This window comes from Pseudoalteromonas sp. SaAl2, from assembly GCF_052947895.1.
The window spans coordinates 3,077,765-3,094,904 of record NZ_CM129605.1 but is presented as its reverse complement, the minus strand read 5'-3'; the positions used below and the strand labels follow the sequence as shown (position 1 = coordinate 3,094,904).

General features: G+C 42.2%; 12 protein-coding genes and 4 pseudogenes. 8 read left to right on the top strand and 8 right to left on the bottom strand.

The features are described 5' to 3' along the window. Positions 1-42: 42 nt before the first annotated feature. Positions 43-813, top strand: coding sequence for an NAD-dependent epimerase/dehydratase family protein (locus tag ACU8V8_RS14615; RefSeq protein ID WP_446887977.1), 771 nt, complete (start codon positions 43-45; stop codon positions 811-813). Here the strand turns inward: ACU8V8_RS14615 and hutH are convergent. The 3 genes from hutH to hutC all read right to left on the bottom strand — a co-directional run bounded on the left by hutH (position 810) and on the right by hutC (position 4,810). Next, positions 810-2,342 (bottom strand): histidine ammonia-lyase, encoded by a 1,533-nt coding sequence (gene hutH / locus ACU8V8_RS14610; RefSeq protein WP_446887976.1) that lies wholly within the window; start codon positions 2,340-2,342, stop codon positions 810-812. The two genes, ACU8V8_RS14615 and hutH, sit on opposite strands and share 4 nt — an antisense overlap. A gap of 2 nt (positions 2,343-2,344) precedes the next feature. Continuing rightward, a complete protein-coding gene (gene hutU, locus ACU8V8_RS14605; protein ID WP_446887975.1) occupies positions 2,345-4,018 on the bottom strand; it encodes a urocanate hydratase in 1,674 nt (557 codons plus the stop codon). 75 nt (positions 4,019-4,093) lie between these two features. Then, positions 4,094-4,810 carry a histidine utilization repressor gene (gene hutC / locus ACU8V8_RS14600; protein WP_446887974.1) on the bottom strand — a complete coding sequence of 239 codons (717 nt, stop codon included), beginning with the start codon at positions 4,808-4,810 and terminating at the stop codon, positions 4,094-4,096. A gap of 111 nt (positions 4,811-4,921) precedes the next feature. On the opposite strand from hutC, the gene hutI reads away from it, so the two are divergent. Further along, entirely contained in the window at positions 4,922-6,169 is a 1,248-nt protein-coding gene (gene hutI, locus ACU8V8_RS14595; protein ID WP_446887973.1) for an imidazolonepropionase, read from the top strand. Positions 6,170-6,299: 130 nt separating this feature from the next. Continuing rightward, a complete protein-coding gene (locus ACU8V8_RS14590) occupies positions 6,300-7,958 on the top strand; it encodes an EAL domain-containing protein (RefSeq protein ID WP_446887972.1) in 1,659 nt (552 codons plus the stop codon). Positions 7,959-7,971: 13 nt separating this feature from the next. Here ACU8V8_RS14590 and ACU8V8_RS14585 read toward each other — a convergent pair. Together ACU8V8_RS14585 and rraA are read right to left on the bottom strand one after the other, a co-directional pair. Then, positions 7,972-9,019: pseudogene (locus ACU8V8_RS14585) on the bottom strand (formimidoylglutamase). Continuing rightward, positions 9,020-9,518, bottom strand: a pseudogene (rraA, locus tag ACU8V8_RS14580) (ribonuclease E activity regulator RraA). A gap of 217 nt (positions 9,519-9,735) precedes the next feature. On the opposite strand from rraA, the gene ACU8V8_RS14575 reads away from it, so the two are divergent. From ACU8V8_RS14575 to ACU8V8_RS14555, 5 genes and pseudogenes are all read left to right on the top strand, one after another. After that, positions 9,736-10,275: a phosphatase PAP2 family protein gene (locus ACU8V8_RS14575; RefSeq protein WP_421961142.1), complete on the top strand. Its 540-nt coding sequence runs from the start codon at positions 9,736-9,738 to the stop codon at positions 10,273-10,275. After that, positions 10,272-11,300, top strand: coding sequence for an MJ1255/VC2487 family glycosyltransferase (locus ACU8V8_RS14570; protein WP_446887971.1), 1,029 nt, complete (start codon positions 10,272-10,274; stop codon positions 11,298-11,300). The genes ACU8V8_RS14575 and ACU8V8_RS14570 overlap by 4 nt, the downstream gene beginning before the upstream one ends. Positions 11,301-11,415: 115 nt before the next feature. Next, positions 11,416-13,297 (top strand): annotated as a pseudogene (locus ACU8V8_RS14565) (methyl-accepting chemotaxis protein). 265 nt (positions 13,298-13,562) lie between these two features. Next, the gene (locus ACU8V8_RS14560; protein WP_176372539.1) at positions 13,563-13,841 is read left to right on the top strand and encodes a type II toxin-antitoxin system Phd/YefM family antitoxin; all 279 of its coding nucleotides are present in this window, start codon (positions 13,563-13,565) and stop codon (positions 13,839-13,841) included. Beyond that, positions 13,841-14,128, top strand: coding sequence for a type II toxin-antitoxin system RelE/ParE family toxin (locus tag ACU8V8_RS14555; protein ID WP_446887970.1), 288 nt, complete (start codon positions 13,841-13,843; stop codon positions 14,126-14,128). The genes ACU8V8_RS14560 and ACU8V8_RS14555 overlap by 1 nt, the downstream gene beginning before the upstream one ends. A gap of 657 nt (positions 14,129-14,785) precedes the next feature. Here the strand turns inward: ACU8V8_RS14555 and ACU8V8_RS14550 are convergent. The 3 genes and pseudogenes from ACU8V8_RS14550 to hslV form a co-directional block, all read right to left on the bottom strand. Then, complete coding sequence (locus ACU8V8_RS14550; RefSeq protein WP_446887969.1) at positions 14,786-15,160, bottom strand: gamma-butyrobetaine hydroxylase-like domain-containing protein; 375 nt, start codon at positions 15,158-15,160, stop codon at positions 14,786-14,788. 75 nt (positions 15,161-15,235) lie between these two features. After that, a pseudogene (hslU, locus tag ACU8V8_RS14545) lies at positions 15,236-16,563 on the bottom strand (HslU--HslV peptidase ATPase subunit). Positions 16,564-16,574: 11 nt separating this feature from the next. Further along, positions 16,575-17,093 carry an ATP-dependent protease subunit HslV gene (gene hslV, locus ACU8V8_RS14540; protein WP_054552816.1) on the bottom strand — a complete coding sequence of 173 codons (519 nt, stop codon included), beginning with the start codon at positions 17,091-17,093 and terminating at the stop codon, positions 16,575-16,577. Positions 17,094-17,140 lie beyond the last annotated feature (47 nt).

Here is a 17,140-nt window from a genome sequence, read left to right as displayed (position 1 = left end):
AATGCAGCATTTTTTATAAAATCGTAAGGGTCTTGTTACTTTATGGGTATATTCGAGCGAAAATTAGTCGTTTTAGGGGCAGGTTGGTTAGGTGGGGCGTTATGCCTGAATAGGCTACAACAGAACTGGCAAGTTCAAGGCACACATCGAAGTGCAGAGCTCCAAGATGATTTTTTACGGCAGTTTGTGTTGCAAAATGAGCAGTTAATTCATCAGCTGGATTTAGAGAATGCTTGGTGGGTATGTGCTATGCCACCACGTAGCCGACAACATGATAGTAACTATCAAGCGACATTAGAGCATAGTTTAAAATTAGCAAAAGCGATGAATGCACAGGGTTTTTTATTGTGTTCATCCACTGGCGTGTACGATCCCAGCGCAAAAACGTATGATGAAACAAGCAATATTACGGCTTCAGATGAGCGTCAAAAAAGGTTAATCAATGCCGAGCAAAGTGTACTAAAAGCAGGTGGTAAAGTGTTGCGCCTTGCTGGATTAGTCGGCCCTGGTCGAGAGCCAGGACGGTTTGTTGCTGGTAAGCAATTAAACAGTTCTAGTCAACAAGTTGTGAATATGGTGCATCAGCAAGATGTAATAAATGCAATTGTTACAGTGCTCGAACACTGGCAAACAGCAGCACCTATTTATAATGTAGTTAACCCTGCACACCCAAGTAAAGCTGATTACTATAAACAAAAATGTGCGCAATACGGTACACCAGCACCTACATTTACCAGTGATGTAAAAGCCGAGCGCATTATTAATGGCTCGGCGATTGAATCACTTGGCTTTAATTATCAGTTTGATATTTAAAATGAAGGCAGTACACCATTAGATAGTAGGCTGCATAGATTACCTTGCGCTAATAACGTATTTGCAGCTTCGATATCAGGACCAAAATAACGGTCTTTATCATAGTAGCTCACTTTATCACGTAAGGTTGCTTTTGCTTGTTCAACTTTAGCTGATGCTTTAAGTGGTGATCTAAAATCAAGGCCTTGTGCTGATGCTAACCATTCAACGGCGAGCACACCTTGGGTGTTATCGGCCATTTCGTTTAAACGACGAGCAGCAAATGTGGCCATTGATACATGGTCTTCTTGATTTGCTGAGGTCGGTAAGCTATCTACCGATGCTGGGTGTGCGAGTGATTTATTTTCAGAGGCCAATGCCGCTGCTGTTACTTGTGCAATCATAAAGCCAGAGTTAACACCGCCATTTTCAACTAAAAAAGGCGGGAGCTTTGACAGGTTTGAGTCAATTAGTAATGCAATACGTCGCTCAGCCAGTGCGCCGATTTCAGCTATTGCTAGGGCTAGATTATCCGCAGCCATTGCAACAGGCTCTGCATGAAAGTTACCGCCAGAGATAATATCGCCAACATCAGCAAATACTAACGGGTTATCAGTAACACCGTTAGACTCACACAACAGTACCTCAGCAGCTTGACGAATTTGGGTTAAGCAAGCGCCAAGCACTTGTGGCTGACAACGCAGGCAATAGGGGTCTTGTACTTTTTCACAATCAACATGAGCTTCACTGATTTGTGATTGTTTGCCAAGTATGTCACGAAATACTGCCGCTGAATCAATTTGCCCACGTTGACCACGCACCTCATGAATACGAGCATCAAAAGGGGAGCGGCTACCCATTGCAGCTTCAATGCTCATTGAGCCAATTGCGCAACTTTGCGCGTACAAGTTTTCAGTACGGAATAAGCCTTGTAAGGCAAATGCGGTCGACGCTTGGGTGCCATTTAAAAGGGCCAGCCCTTCTTTTGCCGCTAAAGTGAGTGGCTCAAGACCCGCAATTTTTAGACCTTCACTGGCTTTAATCACTTGTCCTTGGTGACGCATTTCGCCTTCACCTAAAAGAGGTAGACACATGTGTGATAGCGGCGCTAAATCACCCGAGGCGCCAACAGAGCCTTTTTTTGGTACGCAAGGGTAGACTTGTGCAGCTAGTAGCTGGATAAAAAACTCAATGACTTTTAAGCGAATGCCTGAAAAACCACGTGATAATGAGTTGATTTTTAACACCATCATCAAGCGAACTGTACTGTCATCCATATACTCACCAATACCAGCGGCGTGAGAGAGTACAATTGAGCGTTGTAATAGCTCAAGTTCGTGTTCGGCAATTTTTGTATTTGCTAATAAACCAAAACCAGTATTTATGCCATAAACTGTACGCTGCTGATCAATTACGTCTTGCACTGTTTGCGCACTGGCAGCAATTTTGATGTCGCTGTCTTTGGCGAGTGTTAATGTTACTGGCGATTGATTTATTTGGCGCAAAGTTGCTAAATCAAGTTGTCCGGGTGTGAGTGTATATTCAAACATGATTAATCCTTATTTAGCATTGGCAGGTCTAGACCTTGTTCATTGGCGCAATTAACAGCGATATCGTATCCAGCATCCGCGTGGCGCATTACGCCTGTGGCAGGGTCATTCCAAAGTACTCGTCCTACACGCTCTGCTGCTTCATCAGTACCATCAGCAACAATAACTACACCTGAGTGCTGGCTAAAGCCCATGCCTACGCCACCACCGTGATGTAACGACACCCAAGTAGCACCGCCAGCGGTGTTTAATAATGCATTAAGTAATGGCCAATCAGATACAGCGTCAGAGCCATCCTTCATGGCTTCAGTTTCGCGATTAGGACTAGCAACAGAGCCAGAATCTAAGTGATCACGACCAATCACAACGGGGGCTTTTAACTCGCCGTTTTTAACCATTTCATTAAATGCTAATGCTAGACGCGCGCGGTCTTTTAAGCCAACCCAGCATATGCGTGCAGGTAAGCCTTGGAACTGAATTCGTTCGCGGGCCATATCTAACCAATTGTGTAAGTGCTTGTCATCAGGAATAAGCTCTTTGACCTTAGCATCGGTTTTATAAATATCTTCAGGATCACCAGAAAGCGCTACCCAGCGGAATGGACCAATACCTTCACAAAAGAGTGGGCGGATATACGCGGGTACAAAGCCTGGAAAATCAAACGCACTCTCTACGCCTTCTTCAAACGCCATTTGACGAATATTATTACCATAGTCAGTTGCCGCTGCACCTGCTTGTTGCAATGCGAGCATTGCTTTCACTTGTACAGCCATAGACTGCTTAGCCGCTTTTACAACAGCTGCCGCGTCTTGCTCACGCATTTTTGCTGCCTGCTCCATCGTCCAGCCTTGTGGTAAATAACCATTTAGCGGATCATGAGCAGACGTTTGGTCGGTTACGACATCAGGGGTGATATTACGCTCAACTAACTCACTAAAGATATCGGCGGCATTCCCTAATAAACCCACCGAAAGTGCTTCGCCTTGAGCACAGGCCTCGTTAATCAGGGTTAAAGCATGATCTAGGTCTGTCGCTTTAACATCAACATAGCGAGTCTTAATGCGAAAATCGATACGACTTTCATCACACTCAACGACTAAAGCACTAAAACCAGCCATAGTTGCAGCAAGTGGTTGTGCGCCGCCCATACCGCCTAGGCCACCGGTTAATACCCATTTACCTTTAGCATCGCCTGCAAAGTGCTGTTTTGCCATAGCTACAAAGGTTTCGTAAGTGCCTTGTACTATGCCTTGTGAGCCAATATAAATCCAAGAGCCTGCCGTCATCTGCCCGTACATCATTAGGCCTAGTTTATCGAGCTCATTAAAATGTTCCCAATTTGCCCAGTGCGGTACTAGGTTTGAGTTTGCAATGAGTACTCGCGGTGCGTTGCTATGTGTTTTAAATACACCAACAGGTTTACCCGATTGGACAAGTAATGTTTCATCATCTTCGAGCCTATCTAGGGTTTCGATAATTTTATCAAAGCAAGGCCAGTTGCGTGCTGCGCGGCCGATGCCGCCATAGACAACTAATGCATGTGGATGCTCTGCAACCTCAGGGTCGAGGTTATTCATTAACATACGTTTAGCCGCTTCTGTAAGCCAGCTTTTAGCACTGATTTTATCACCGTGCGGTGCGCGTATCACACGCGATTCATCGAGTCTGTTATTCATAGTGTGCTCCTGTTGTATATACAAGCTTGTTAGTTACAAAAAATACGCAGTTAAGCGCATCTTTATGATCTTTAATTATTTTTTGTTGTTTTTAAACGTCAAGTGACCACCTAAACGGTATTTACTACCAGGCGATACTAGGCGCGCAAAACTCACAATGCCCGCTGATGACCATGTTCGACGTATAACCTGTAAGCATGGCTCTTCATGGTAGAGGTTTAACCATTGGCACATTTCGCTGTTAGGCATTACCGCTTCAACGGTATGGCGCGCTTCGGTTAATGGTGCCACGCTGGATAAATATTCGTGTGGTGTCAGGGCTGTAAAATCTTGCTGTAGGTAGCTACTCGCAAGCGCTGGGTTTACAAACCGCTCTTCTACTTGCAGTGGTAATTCATTTTCGTTGTGCACTAAAACACTGCGATAAACCACGCTATTGACTTCAACTCCTAATGCAATTGCAATAGGGGCGAGTGCGTTAATTGATTCTAATACCAATACCGTACAGCTGTAATTACCATTTCGGGCTTTTACTTCATCAGCTATATTTTTAATTTCAAGTAATGACGATTGCGACTTAAAGCTTGCTACAAACGTACCAAGCCCTTGGCTGCGCGTTAAAATACCGGCTTCGGTTAATTCACTTAAAGCGCGGCGGGCAGTCATTCGGCTGACGCTAAATTGCTCGGTCAATTCATTTTCAGAAGGAACACGTTGGTTTTCAAGCCAAGCGCCACTACGAATATTATCAACAATGAATTGCTTAATTTGTGCGAACTTAGGAGTCGTCATTAGTTTAAATTACACTGTGTATTAATTTTATATTATTTATAAGATGGCATAATAAGCTTGTATATACAAGATGGGTTGTTAAACTAATAAAAAAACTTTTTAAGGGCCGTGATGAGTAATTCAACGATAGACAGTTTACCTTGTGAGTGGGATTTATTAATAACCGACGCCAATATTGCCACCATGGATAGCAGTATCGACTCTGCATATGGTGCTATTGAAAATGCGGCCTTAGCAATTAAAGATGGCCATATAGCGTGGCTTGGAAAGCAAAGTGAGTTACCAAAATTTGATGCTTTTGCTACGCCGATGCTTTCAGCAAAAGGGCAGTGGTTAACGCCAGGTCTAATTGATTGTCACACCCATTTAGTATTTGCGGGTTCTCGGGCCGAAGAGTTTGAACAGCGCCTACAAGGCGTTAGCTATGAGCAAATAGCCGCTCAAGGGGGTGGGATTGCCAGTACTGTGCGCGCCACACGTGAAGCCGATCACGAAGCGCTATTTGTACTGGCCAAAGACAGACTAAATGCGCTTTATGCTGAAGGTGTGACTACGGTTGAGATTAAATCGGGCTACGGACTTGACTGCGAAAATGAAGTAAAAATACTCGAAGTTGCTCGACTGCTGGGAGAAAACCACCCTGTTGACGTAAAGACCACATTTTTAGGCGCACATGCATTACCACCGGAGTACAAAGGTCGTAGTGATGAATACATAGATTTGGTTTGTAATGACATGCTAGAGCAAGTTGTTTCTACCAATTTAGCCGATGCGGTTGATGTATTTTGCGAAAATGTCGGTTTTAGCAACGAGCAAACCCGTCGTGTATTCGCTGCAGCTAAAAAACATAACTTACCCGTCAAATGCCATGCCGAGCAATTATCAAATCAGCAGGGTGCAGAGCTGGTGGCTGAGTTTAAAGGGCTTTCAGCTGATCATATAGAGTACTTAGATGAGTCTGGTGTGAAAGCGATGGCTGCTGCTGGCACGGTTGCAGTGCTACTACCTGGCGCGTTTTACTTTTTACGCGAAACTAAACAACCACCAATAGATTTATTAAAGCAGTATAATGTGCCCATTGCGATATCGACAGACTTTAATCCGGGAACATCGCCATTGTGCTCTTTGCAATTAATGATGAATATGGGATGCACATTATTTAGGTTAACTCCCACAGAAACCTTAGCTGGTGTAACTCGAAATGCAGCTAAGGCACTGGGTTTAACTGACCGAGGTGTGCTCAAAGTGGGTCTGAGAGCAGACATCGCACACTGGCAGATCTCACACCCAGCGCAATTAAGCTATCAATTAGGTGTAAATAAACTGTTAAATCTGTGGATATTAGGTAGACTTAACTAGTCTATTTTTATGCTGTACTTATTTGATGACTTTACTTGCGCTATTAACAACTACTGGACTTATACAAATAGCAGGAAGCTCTTTTTTAACTAACACACAAATCCCCGTTTTTCTAAGTGGGGCGATATTGATGTCAATGATATGTGCCTTATGTGTTGTAAGGCACCCATTACTACGCTTAAGTTATATAGCCAATGCCTTTGTTGCATTAGCATTATTGAGCTTTCATTACGCCTATCTTGAACTATTACTCGCTTTGATGATTGCCTTACATTTGTGGCAAACGTTTAAACAAAACAACTGGACTATGCTGAGCATTAGCTTTGGTGCTGCGCTAGTTTTTACAATTTGTTTTGCTGCCCACTTACTGTTAGCTATTCCAAATCATTGGGTGGTACTTGCAACGCTGGTATTAGCAAGTTCAGGTTATTTTTTCGAAGATGAACATGACTTAACCAATAGCCAAGATGAAGTTAGCCGAGACGAGCCGTTAATTTCATCGCCGCTATCTGAACTACCAAATCGTGCTAAATTAAAACAGGCTTATTATGACTGGCGCCATGGAGGCGAACATGATGGCGCACTCGTTATTATTCGCTTAGAAGGTTTTGCTGCTGTAAACCAGCACATCGGCCGAGATTTCGGTGATTTACTATTGGCGCAATCGGCAAGTAGAGCAAAACAGTTATTAGCTATTGAAGACGTTATTAATATATCAGCACAGCAAAAATTAGCGCATTTAGGTGGATTAAACTTTGCATTTATATGTTGCTTAGATACCTATAAGCACCTTCACGAACAGCTTATTAGTCAAATATTAGGGGCAACCCTAAAACCCTTCAATGTGGCCAATTGCACCGTCGAAGTAACTGCACGGGCGAGCTATGTAAATTGTGATGAACAAGAAAGTGGTTTTGATAGCTTGATTTCGTACGGGTATTTAGCACTTGATAGCCAACCTAATAAACAAGTCGTAGCTTTTCATCAACAAATGATGGTTGAGCAACTAGAGCAACAAGCTAGGTTAAAAGAGCTAGCAAATATTAACTTTTCTAGCGAGTTGGAGTTGTATTTTCAGCCCGTTATTCGTAATCATGATGAAGATATCGAGTTTTTGGAGTTGCTGCTGCGTTGGCAACATCCTAAGCAGGGTATTTTATCTGCCAGCCGATTTATCGAAGATATTCGTATTGCAGGGTTGGGGTATCCTTTAGCTGAATTTGTTATCGAAAGAGCGGCTGAGTTGGTAATGGCATTGCGAATGGAAGGCATAAAAATGCCATTAAGTATAAATATATTTGGCCCAGAAATGCTTAATGAGGAGTTTATTGCATTTATTGATCAGGTTTTTTTAGAACATCATTTATTACCAGGAGATTTAATCATAGAGTGCCCTCTTGAGGTCTTTATGAATTTAGATGAGCAAGGCAAAGCAATGGTTGCAAGGCTTAATAGTAAAGGGGTTAAAATGTGTGTCGACGGCTTAGGCGATAGCCCTGTGTGGTTGGCTAAGTTACCTAACTTAGCTGTTGAGTATGTAAAAGTATCGCCTTCGCTTACCGCAGACTTTAGCCAGCAAGGACATATAAGAAGCTTAATCGCTGGCATGGTTGAAATGCATAATCAACAAAATAGTAAAGTTATTTGTGAGGGAGTTGAAACTAAAGAGCAGTTAAGCTTTGTTAATAACCTCAATGCGTTCGCAGCCCAAGGTTATTATTTTAGCCACCCATTGAGTAGCGTCGGTATGATTTCTTGGTTAAAGCAATGGCAAATCGAGCACAGCTAAATTACGCGACGGCTTAGTTTTCTTTAGCTTGCAGGTATGCATTAACCAGTGCGGTGATGATTTGCCCTGCATCATTTAACCCCGCATGTAAACCACTAGGGTGTTGGTTCGGCGCTGCTTCACAAAGGTGTAAATATTGGCTATTAGCTTGCGTTGCGGCTAAATATACAAAATGCTCTGCATCACTGACGCTAAATCCGCAATTGGTGTATGCGCTTACTGGCATTAATGAAATACTGTCTAAATCAACCTCGACACCTAAAGGCGCATGACTTAATTTATCAAGCGCTTGCAGGCATGCTTCTGTAAGTGATTTTTCACGTCTTACTTGCAGTGATTGGTAGCTATCATAACCAAAATTAGCCTCAGCTAATGCGTCAATAATCGCTTGATTATTCTTTAGTTCGTGCAATCCAATCACATGATAATCATGCAGGTGCTGCTCATTGTATGCATAACGAAAGCCATTGCCAGAATGACGACCTTCACAGTCACGAAAATCGGCATGAGGGTCAAAATTAATAGCGTTGATAGGCTGCTTTTTATGTTTGCTTAAAGCACGAATAATACCTAAGCAATTGTTATGGCCGCCACCTATTATTATTGGCTCAAGGCCGGCGCTAAAAATTAAATTTAAAACGTGCTCAACACGGGTATCTAATTGGCCGCAATAATCACGTAATTGATTAAGTTGCTCTGGGTTCTGAATATCTAAATCAGCTGCGGCTGCGGTTATATCTGCAACATCAACCTCACCAAGCAATAATACTTTTTCGTTTGCTAAAAATTGATTATTTGACTGATTCAAAAAGCGCTTAATAAACGCGTGCCAGCCATCGCTTGCTCCGCCATTACCAAGGTTTGCTCTGGGGCCAATGTCTTCACAGATGCCAAGTAAAACGTATTTAATACCAAACTGCGCAGCATCTTGCATGGCCTGTAGTGGGTTTACTTGGGTGTCTAATAAAGCAATAGACTGCCATGCTTTTTTTTTCATTTAAACGACTGCTACACCAAGGTTTAACAGTCGCTTCATCGTAAATATGTAGGTATTCGGACATTTATTCTTCAACAATTTCCAATTCTAGCTCTTCAGCTGATAACACGATCCCCGTGCTGTCTGCGTAGATGTAATCATCATCAAAAAAATGAAACACCGGCAAAATTAACCCCAATACCATCTTCACCAGCACCTTGGCTATCTGCCGCAACAGGAATAGATGCGATCGCTTGAATGCCAAAGTCGAGTTCTTCAAGTTCGTCTACATGGCGTACTGCACCGTAAACAACAATGCCTTGCCAATTATTTTCTATGGCTAATTCAGCTAGCTCAATATCAATCAGTGCACGACGAGTTGAACCACCGCCATCAATGAGTAAAACACACTCATCACCATCTTCGCTAAGGATCTCTCTGATCAGTTCATTATTTTCAAAACATTTAACGGTTTTGATACGGCCACCAAAACTGTGACGGCCACCAAAGTTAATAAACATAGGTTCGAGCACATCGACCACGTCGGCAAAGTGATCGCATAAATCTGAGGTGCTGTAATCCATTTTTCTATCCTTCTAAAAGATATAAGAGCTAGTCTTCAGTATACCCCTCTTAAACGCAATAACAACGACTTAATGATAGTTAATTGTGCTCTTTTTATGCAAAAAAGGGCGTAAGTAGGTAAAAGCAACATTAGTGTCTTAAAAGCGTCACCCAATTGTTATTTAGAGCGCCTATGCTGAAATTGTGTACATAGTTTGCGTGAAAAAGGACCCAACCATGAGTCAGAACAATATACTAAAAAAGGTTGCACAGTTAGATGAAGATTTGTTCCTTAAGCTATTTAATGGAAACTCACCCGTATGGATAAAAAATTCAGCGTTAGGGTTTTCAAAAAGCGGTAATGGTGGCTTATACGTCATGATAGCTTTGGGGTTTGGCTGGTTAGGCAGTGAGCAAGAGTTACAACTGCTATCGATCACCTTGTTACTTGGCTTTTTGATTGAAAGACCAATTTATTATGTTGCAAAAAAAACCTTCGCGCGAGTTCGCCCATGTGATTGTTTAGTAAAAGGCGCATATATAGTGCCTAGCGATAAGTTTAGTTTGCCATCAGGGCATAGTGCGGGCGCTTTTTTAGTCGCCATTATACTGGCGCAATATTTTCCAGAATTATTCTGGTTATGGTTTGCATGGGCCAGCGGTGTAGCTGCTTCTCGTGTGGTGCTAGGGGTTCACTTCCCTGCTGATGTCGTGCTTGGGGCTTTAATGGGTTCAAGTTGTGGTGTAATGGCTATTTTATTGGTGGGTTATCTATGAGAATACTGTACGGTATTCAAGGCACAGGAAACGGACATATAACTCGTGCACGAGTAATGGCAAATGCGTTTAGCCAGATGGGCGTAGAAGTTGATTATGTTTTTTCAGGGCGCGCGCAGCAAGACTATTTTGATATGGGCGAATTTTCAGATTACCGTAGTTTTCGCGGATTATCGTTTTCAACCCAAAATGGTCAAGTCAGTAGTTTACGCACAGTAAAGAATGCGCGAGTGTGCAAATTGCTAAATGATATTAAGCAGCTGGATGTATCCAGTTACGATTTTGTATTTAATGACTTCGAGCCCATCACCGCGTGGGCAGCAAAGCGCCAAGGTGTGCCGGTTATTGGAATGAGCCACCAAGCCGCTTTTTTATCACCTAAAGTGCCTATGTTTGGTCATGGTTTATTTCGCCGTTCATTAATTCGTTGTTATGCACCTGCGGATGTTTATTTAGGCGTTCATTGGCAACCGTTTGCAGACAATATTATCCCACCGTTTATTGCCAAACACCATCATGATAACCCAGTTAGTGTTGATAATAAGGTACTGGTTTATTTACCATTTGAAGAGCTGACTAGTGTCATCGATTACTTAAAGGACTTTCCGGCAAAAGAGTTTTATTGTTACCACCCTGATGCAAAAAATAATTCTCACGGGCACATTCATTTAAGAGCACCTTCACGTAGTGGTTTTTTGAATGACTTAGCCAATGCCAGCGGCGTAATAGCCAATGCGGGGTTTGAGCTTTCCAGTGAAGCGCTAAAGCTCGGTAAAAAATTATTACTCAAACCATTGTCAGGTCAATTTGAGCAGGATGCTAATGCACAAACGTTATTAGCCATGAAAGCAGCACATGTGATGAGTTATTTAAACCCATGTGCACTTGATGAGTGGATTACTAGCAAAGATCACATGCAGATAAATTTTCCCAGTGATCCTAAGCCGTTGGTAAACTGGCTGGCAGAGAAGCAATGGAGTAACACCCAAAATTTACACGAATCATTATGGGATTCAGTGGCTTAATTTCAGATAAAGAGTAAATTAATTTACAGATGATTGGTTTAAAGTGAGATAATCAGCACATTAAGACTAATACTTGACTATAATCATAATGATTAAATTAGAAAGGCTGTTGTAGATGACTTTACTCCAAAACCTGACGATTAAGCGTCGGTTACAAATTAACGCTTTAGTTGTTGGTTTAGCAATGATTGTTATGCTTTGTATCATCATTTATGAAGCACGAACCATGCTAAAACTAAATGAAACCATTCAATATGCAGAAGAACTGGATATACATGAGCTGTCGATGCGTAAACATGAAAAAGATTTTCTTTTTTATAAGGATGTGTCGAAGTTAGCAGCATTTGATCAAGAGTATAAACTATTACAGTCTAAACTAGATAAACTGACTGTACTGTCAAATGAATTAAATATCGCCACTGTTCAAGTTAATCAGTTCGCGGCGCTAGCTGAGAAGTATTATAACGATTTTCAGAAAGTTGTTGAGTTACAACGTGTCATAGGATTGCACCCAGCAGACGCCTTATATGGTGAGTTGCGTAGTGCTGTACATGAGATGGAAGTGGTACTAGATGAGCAAGACAACTACCAACTTTTAACTTTAATGCTACAGTTACGCCGTGCAGAAAAAGATTTTATGCTGCGCTTAGAACTTAAATATCTTTCGCGTTTTAAAGACTTAACCCAGCAATTAAGCCAACAAATTAGAGCCGCAGATATTGATGCTAACACTAGTGGGCAGTTGGTCTCATTACTTAACAGCTATCAAAGTAAGTTTACAGCACTGGTGGATGCACAAGTCGCACTGGGTCTAGATTTAGATTCAGGTGCTCTAGGAAAAATGCGCGGTAGTGTCAAGCAAAGTGATGAGGTGGTTTCGCGCATTACAAGCGAGACCAAGCGGCAAGTGGATGAAACTGCTAAGCAGGCACAAATGCTAGCAATTGCAATTTTTGTCATTGCTAGTTTAATTGTTATGGCACTGGTTTATTTTACTAGTCGCTCAATCATCTTACCTATCGAGCGGGTGTATCACACCATTAATGATATTAGACGCAACAACGATTTAAGCTTGTTTATTGAAGAAACAGGTAAAGATGAAATCACTACCATGACCGTTGACTTTAATAGCTTAATTGATGATTTTAAAAAGCTTATTTATGAAGTAAACACCGCGCTCACTACATTAAATATTGCGACAGGTAACTTATCAGAGACAACCTCTGCAACAAGTAGTGGTATGCAAGAGCAATTACATGAAGCTGATATGGTCGCAACAGCCGCTACTGAAATGCAGGCAACCATTCAAGATATTTCTCACAATACTGAAGCGGCGGCTAAAAAAGGCCGAGTCGACTAACTTAAGCGCGCAACAGGGGCGCTCGGAAGTTGAATCTACTGTTAAGCATATTAATCAATTATCGGATTCATTAGGTAATGCCTCAACAGTGGTGTCGCAACTTGAAAAAGACGGTGAAACAATTGGCTCAGTACTTGATGTGATCCGCGGTATTGCAGAACAAACAAACCTGCTTGCTCTAAATGCTGCTATTGAAGCAGCCCGTGCTGGAGAGCAAGGCCGAGGCTTTGCTGTTGTAGCTGATGAAGTGCGCTCACTTGCTCAGCGAACACAGGAATCAACAACAGAAATCGAAAGTATTATTTCAACCTTGCAAGAGCGCACTCAAGAAGTGGTGAGTATCATGCAGCGTTGCCGTACACAAGGCGGGGAAAGTGCCGCTCAAGCTACAAAAGCAGGTGAGTTGCTTGGTTCTATCACTGAAGATGTACAGACTATCATGGAAATGAGCACCCACATCGCCGCCGCAATTGATGAGCAAAGCCAAGTGGCGTCAGAGGTTAATAAAAACGTAGTGCGTATTCGTGATATTGCAGAGGGTGCGTCAACTCATGCCACAACGAACGCACAAACCAGTGAAGAAGTATCAGAGCAAGCAAAAGTGCTTCATCAAGCGATAGATAAGTTTAAGGTTTAGCCGTCAGCCGTCAGCCGTCAGCCGTCAGCCGTCAGCCGTCAGCCGTCAGCCGTCAGTTTTAAAGTTATAAGCCATAAGTTTTAAGCAGTCTAAGTTGCTTTGAGCTTATGGTTTTTTTGTTTGGGTAATTAAATGAGTGTGAGGTGAAGTGGGCATATGCGCAATTCGCGCACGACAAAGTGCTATTGCACAATATCAACCTCTTGCTAACAGTGAACTGTTGAACTATTATTTGTACGTTATTTTGTACTAATTGGAGTTCAATATGAGTCGCATTCATTTCGATCAAGATATTCAACCGTTATCTGAGTTTCGTGCTGGCGTTGCATCTTACATCAAACAGATCAATGAGACTCGTCGTCCATTGGTAATCACACAGCGTGGTAAAGGCGTAGCTGTTGTTCTCGATGTTGCTGAGTATGAAGCAATGCAAGAAAAGATCGAACTACTTGAAGAAATGCGTACCGCAGAAGCCCAGTTGGCTTCAGGGCTAGGTGTTACAAATGAAGATGCGCGTTCACAAGTGCTACGGCGCATTAAGTAATGAAAGTAGTGTGGTCCCCATTAGCACTTCAAAAACTGGGTGATGCAGCAGAGTTCATTTCTTTAGATAACCCATCTGCTGCTGAGAAATGGGTGAATGACGTTTTTGATAAAACAGAATTGCTTGGCAATACGCCAGAAATGGGGCGCTTCGTTCCTGAAATACCTAACACAAATTACCGTGAAATTATTTTTGGTTACTATCGAATTATCTACAGTTTAAGTCACGAAATTCGAATCTTGACTGTTCGTAACTGTCGGCAAATTTTGACCGAGGACGATGTGTAAACTCTGTTTAACATCTTTAAGCTTTAACTCAGTCAATAATCACTAATGTTCTTTTTGAGCGTTTTTATACAGTGACGGTCAATTCTAAAACCAATAAACAAATTCGTTTACTTATTTTCCTCTAAAGCGCAGCGCCTCTTAACCTCTTTGTGAATAATTCAGTTAAAGATCTTTTTCACAAAGAGAAGGGAATGAAAAGTAAATGAGGGGAATTTAGCGCTTAGCAATTGGCATGTATAAATAATCGATAATCTACACGAATATTACTAACCAATTGAATCAAAATAGCAACTCGCTATGGTGGCTAATACATCAATAAAAATAAATTAAAAACGAATTATTCTACAGGTTAGTTACTGAAATTGTAAAAATAACGAATCAAAAAAGTACATTATGGTAAGTAGTAATTCCGGTATAGAAGGTGGCTCTGGCTATTCGTTTCAGCGTTGCTTGGACTTCCCAGAGTTTGATAAGACTACTGTATGGCTCAGCAAACCTAGAACCTAGTTACCTAGCGCCTTCTCATTAGATTTCGCTGCACTTAACCAAAACGACATAGTTAACTTTAACGCCGAGCTGCGCTAACTTTCACCTTGAACCTTTTAACTTGCTAACTTTACTCTCGCCAACTCGCCAACTCGCCAACTCGCCAACTGACTAAGGCACAAACTTTATCGGTACGCTGTCTTTGCTCGCTTGGTGCTCTGCTACGCGTTGCTGATATGTTTGCCATAACTCATCATGCTTAGCTTGTAGGTGCGAGAAGTAGCTCCAGCTAAATAAGCCGCTGTTGTGGTTGTCGTCGAAGATAAGCCTTATTGCATAATGACCAACGGGTTCTATTTTGCTGATGCTAACTTGTGATTTACCCAGCACTAGCTTCATTGGTTCATTGCCATGGCCTTGTACTTCGGCAGAAGGGGAGTGGACACGCAAAAACTCACTGCTGAAAATGCAAGTTGAGTCGTCATCAAAATAAACATCAAGGTTTTTGCTAACGGTATGATGGTGTACCTTGATCACTTGTTTCATTGTTATACCTTTGTGAGTAACCTAGAACCTAGAACCTAGAACCTAGAACCTAGGCCCTAGATCCTAGTTTTAAAATTAAAGAATAAAGCGGCTTAAGTCTTCATCTTCAACTAATGCGCCTAAATGTTTTTCAACATAAGCGGCGTCAATTACTAAGTTTGAACCTGCTTGTTCTGAAGCATCAAATGAAATTTCTTCCATTAGTTTTTCCATCACAGTATGTAAGCGACGAGCACCGATGTTCTCGGTTTTTTCGTTTACTTGCCAAGCGGCTTTTGCGATACGTTCAATTGCATCATCGGCAAACTCTACATTTACTTGTTCAGTTTTAAGTAGTTCGCGTTGTTGTTCTGTGAGTGACGCATGCGGCTCAGTTAGAATGCGTTTAAAGTCATCGGCTGTGAGTGCTTCTAGTTCAACACGAATTGGTAAACGACCTTGTAGCTCTGGGATCATGTCAGATGGTTTTGACATTTGGAATGCACCAGAGGCGATAAATAGCATGTGATCGGTTTTAACCATACCGTGCTTGGTGTTGACTGTTGAACCTTCAATTAACGGCAGTAAATCGCGTTGTACGCCTTCACGGCTTACGTCTGGGCCTGATGATTCGCCACGCTTACAGATTTTGTCTATCTCATCGATAAATACAATACCGTTTTGCTCAACCGCAAAGATAGCTTGCTCTTTAAGTTCTTCAGGGTTTACTAATTTAGCGGCTTCTTCTTCGGCTAATAGTTTAAAGGCTTCTTTAATTTTCAGCTTGCGCTTGGTCTTTTTATCAGAAGACATGTTTTGGAACATGCTCTGCAGCTGGTTGGTCATTTCTTCCATACCAGGAGGCGACATGATCTCAACATTAGGTTGCCCTTGAGCAACATCAATATCAATTTCTTTGTCGTCTAATTGACCTTCGCGTAACTTTTACGAAATGTTTGGCGCGTTGATGAGTTTTCATCACGCTGAGCTTCACCGTATGAGTCTTTCGCTGGTGGCAGTAGTGCGTCTAAAATACGTTCTTCAGCAGCTTCTTCAGCACGATGTTTAAACTTTTTAGTTTGCTGTTCGCGTGTCATTTTAATCGATACATCGACTAAATCACGAATGATGGTTTCAACTTCTTTACCAACATAACCCACTTCGGTGAATTTAGTGGCTTCAACTTTAATAAATGGCGCGTTAGCGAGTTTTGCTAAGCGACGTGCAATTTCAGTTTTACCAACACCGGTAGGACCAATCATTAAAATATTTTTTGGGGTAACTTCAGCGCGTAAGTCGTCGCTTAATTGCATACGGCGCCAGCGATTACGAAGCGCAATAGAGACGGCTTTTTTTGCTTTTGCTTGGCCAATGATATGTTGGTCAAGTTCATGAACGATTTCTCTTGGAGTCATAGCAGACATAGCGGTTCCTATTACAATTCTTCGATAGTTTGGAAGTTATTTGTGAATACGCAAATATTGCCTGCAATTGTCAGGCTTTTTTCTACGATATCACGGGCGCTCAGGTCGGTGTTTTCAAGTAACGCAGTTGCGGCTGATTGCGCAAAGTTACCACCACTACCAATAGCGATTAGGTCGTTTTCAGGCTGCACGACATCGCCGTTACCTGTAATAATCAATGACGCGGTTTCATCAGCAACCGCCAGCAAGGCTTCGAGTTTTCGAAGGGCACGGTCACTACGCCAGTCTTTTGCCATTTCTACGGCAGCTTTGGTTAGGTTGCCTTGGTGCATTTCAAGTTTGCTTTCAAAACGTTCGAATAGGGTAAAGGCATCAGCAGTACCGCCAGCGAAACCCGCGATTACTTTGCCATTATAAAGGCGTCGAACTTTACGGGCGTTGCCCTTCATTACGGTGTTACCAAGTGAAACTTGGCCATCGCCACCAATGACGACTTTGTCGTCGCGGCGTACACTTACAATAGTGGTCATGTTATTCCTCATCATCGAGCCGCGAGGGCGACTCGTAAAAGCGATTG

Excerpts from the sequence above, each read along its gene's own strand:
- ACU8V8_RS14615 (WP_446887977.1), top strand. The coding sequence starts at position 43 with ATGGGTATATTCGAGCGAAAATTAGTCGTTTTAGGGGCAGGTTGGTTA.
- hutH (WP_446887976.1), bottom strand. The coding sequence starts at position 2,342 with ATGTTTGAATATACACTCACACCCGGACAACTTGATTTAGCAACTTTG.
- hutU (WP_446887975.1), bottom strand. The coding sequence starts at position 4,018 with ATGAATAACAGACTCGATGAATCGCGTGTGATACGCGCACCGCACGGT.
- hutC (WP_446887974.1), bottom strand. The coding sequence starts at position 4,810 with ATGACGACTCCTAAGTTCGCACAAATTAAGCAATTCATTGTTGATAAT.
- hutI (WP_446887973.1), top strand. The coding sequence starts at position 4,922 with ATGAGTAATTCAACGATAGACAGTTTACCTTGTGAGTGGGATTTATTA.
- ACU8V8_RS14590 (WP_446887972.1), top strand. The coding sequence starts at position 6,300 with ATGTCAATGATATGTGCCTTATGTGTTGTAAGGCACCCATTACTACGC.
- ACU8V8_RS14575 (WP_421961142.1), top strand. The coding sequence starts at position 9,736 with ATGAGTCAGAACAATATACTAAAAAAGGTTGCACAGTTAGATGAAGAT.
- ACU8V8_RS14570 (WP_446887971.1), top strand. The coding sequence starts at position 10,272 with ATGAGAATACTGTACGGTATTCAAGGCACAGGAAACGGACATATAACT.
- ACU8V8_RS14560 (WP_176372539.1), top strand. The coding sequence starts at position 13,563 with ATGAGTCGCATTCATTTCGATCAAGATATTCAACCGTTATCTGAGTTT.
- ACU8V8_RS14555 (WP_446887970.1), top strand. The coding sequence starts at position 13,841 with ATGAAAGTAGTGTGGTCCCCATTAGCACTTCAAAAACTGGGTGATGCA.
- ACU8V8_RS14550 (WP_446887969.1), bottom strand. The coding sequence starts at position 15,160 with ATGAAACAAGTGATCAAGGTACACCATCATACCGTTAGCAAAAACCTT.
- hslV (WP_054552816.1), bottom strand. The coding sequence starts at position 17,093 with ATGACCACTATTGTAAGTGTACGCCGCGACGACAAAGTCGTCATTGGT.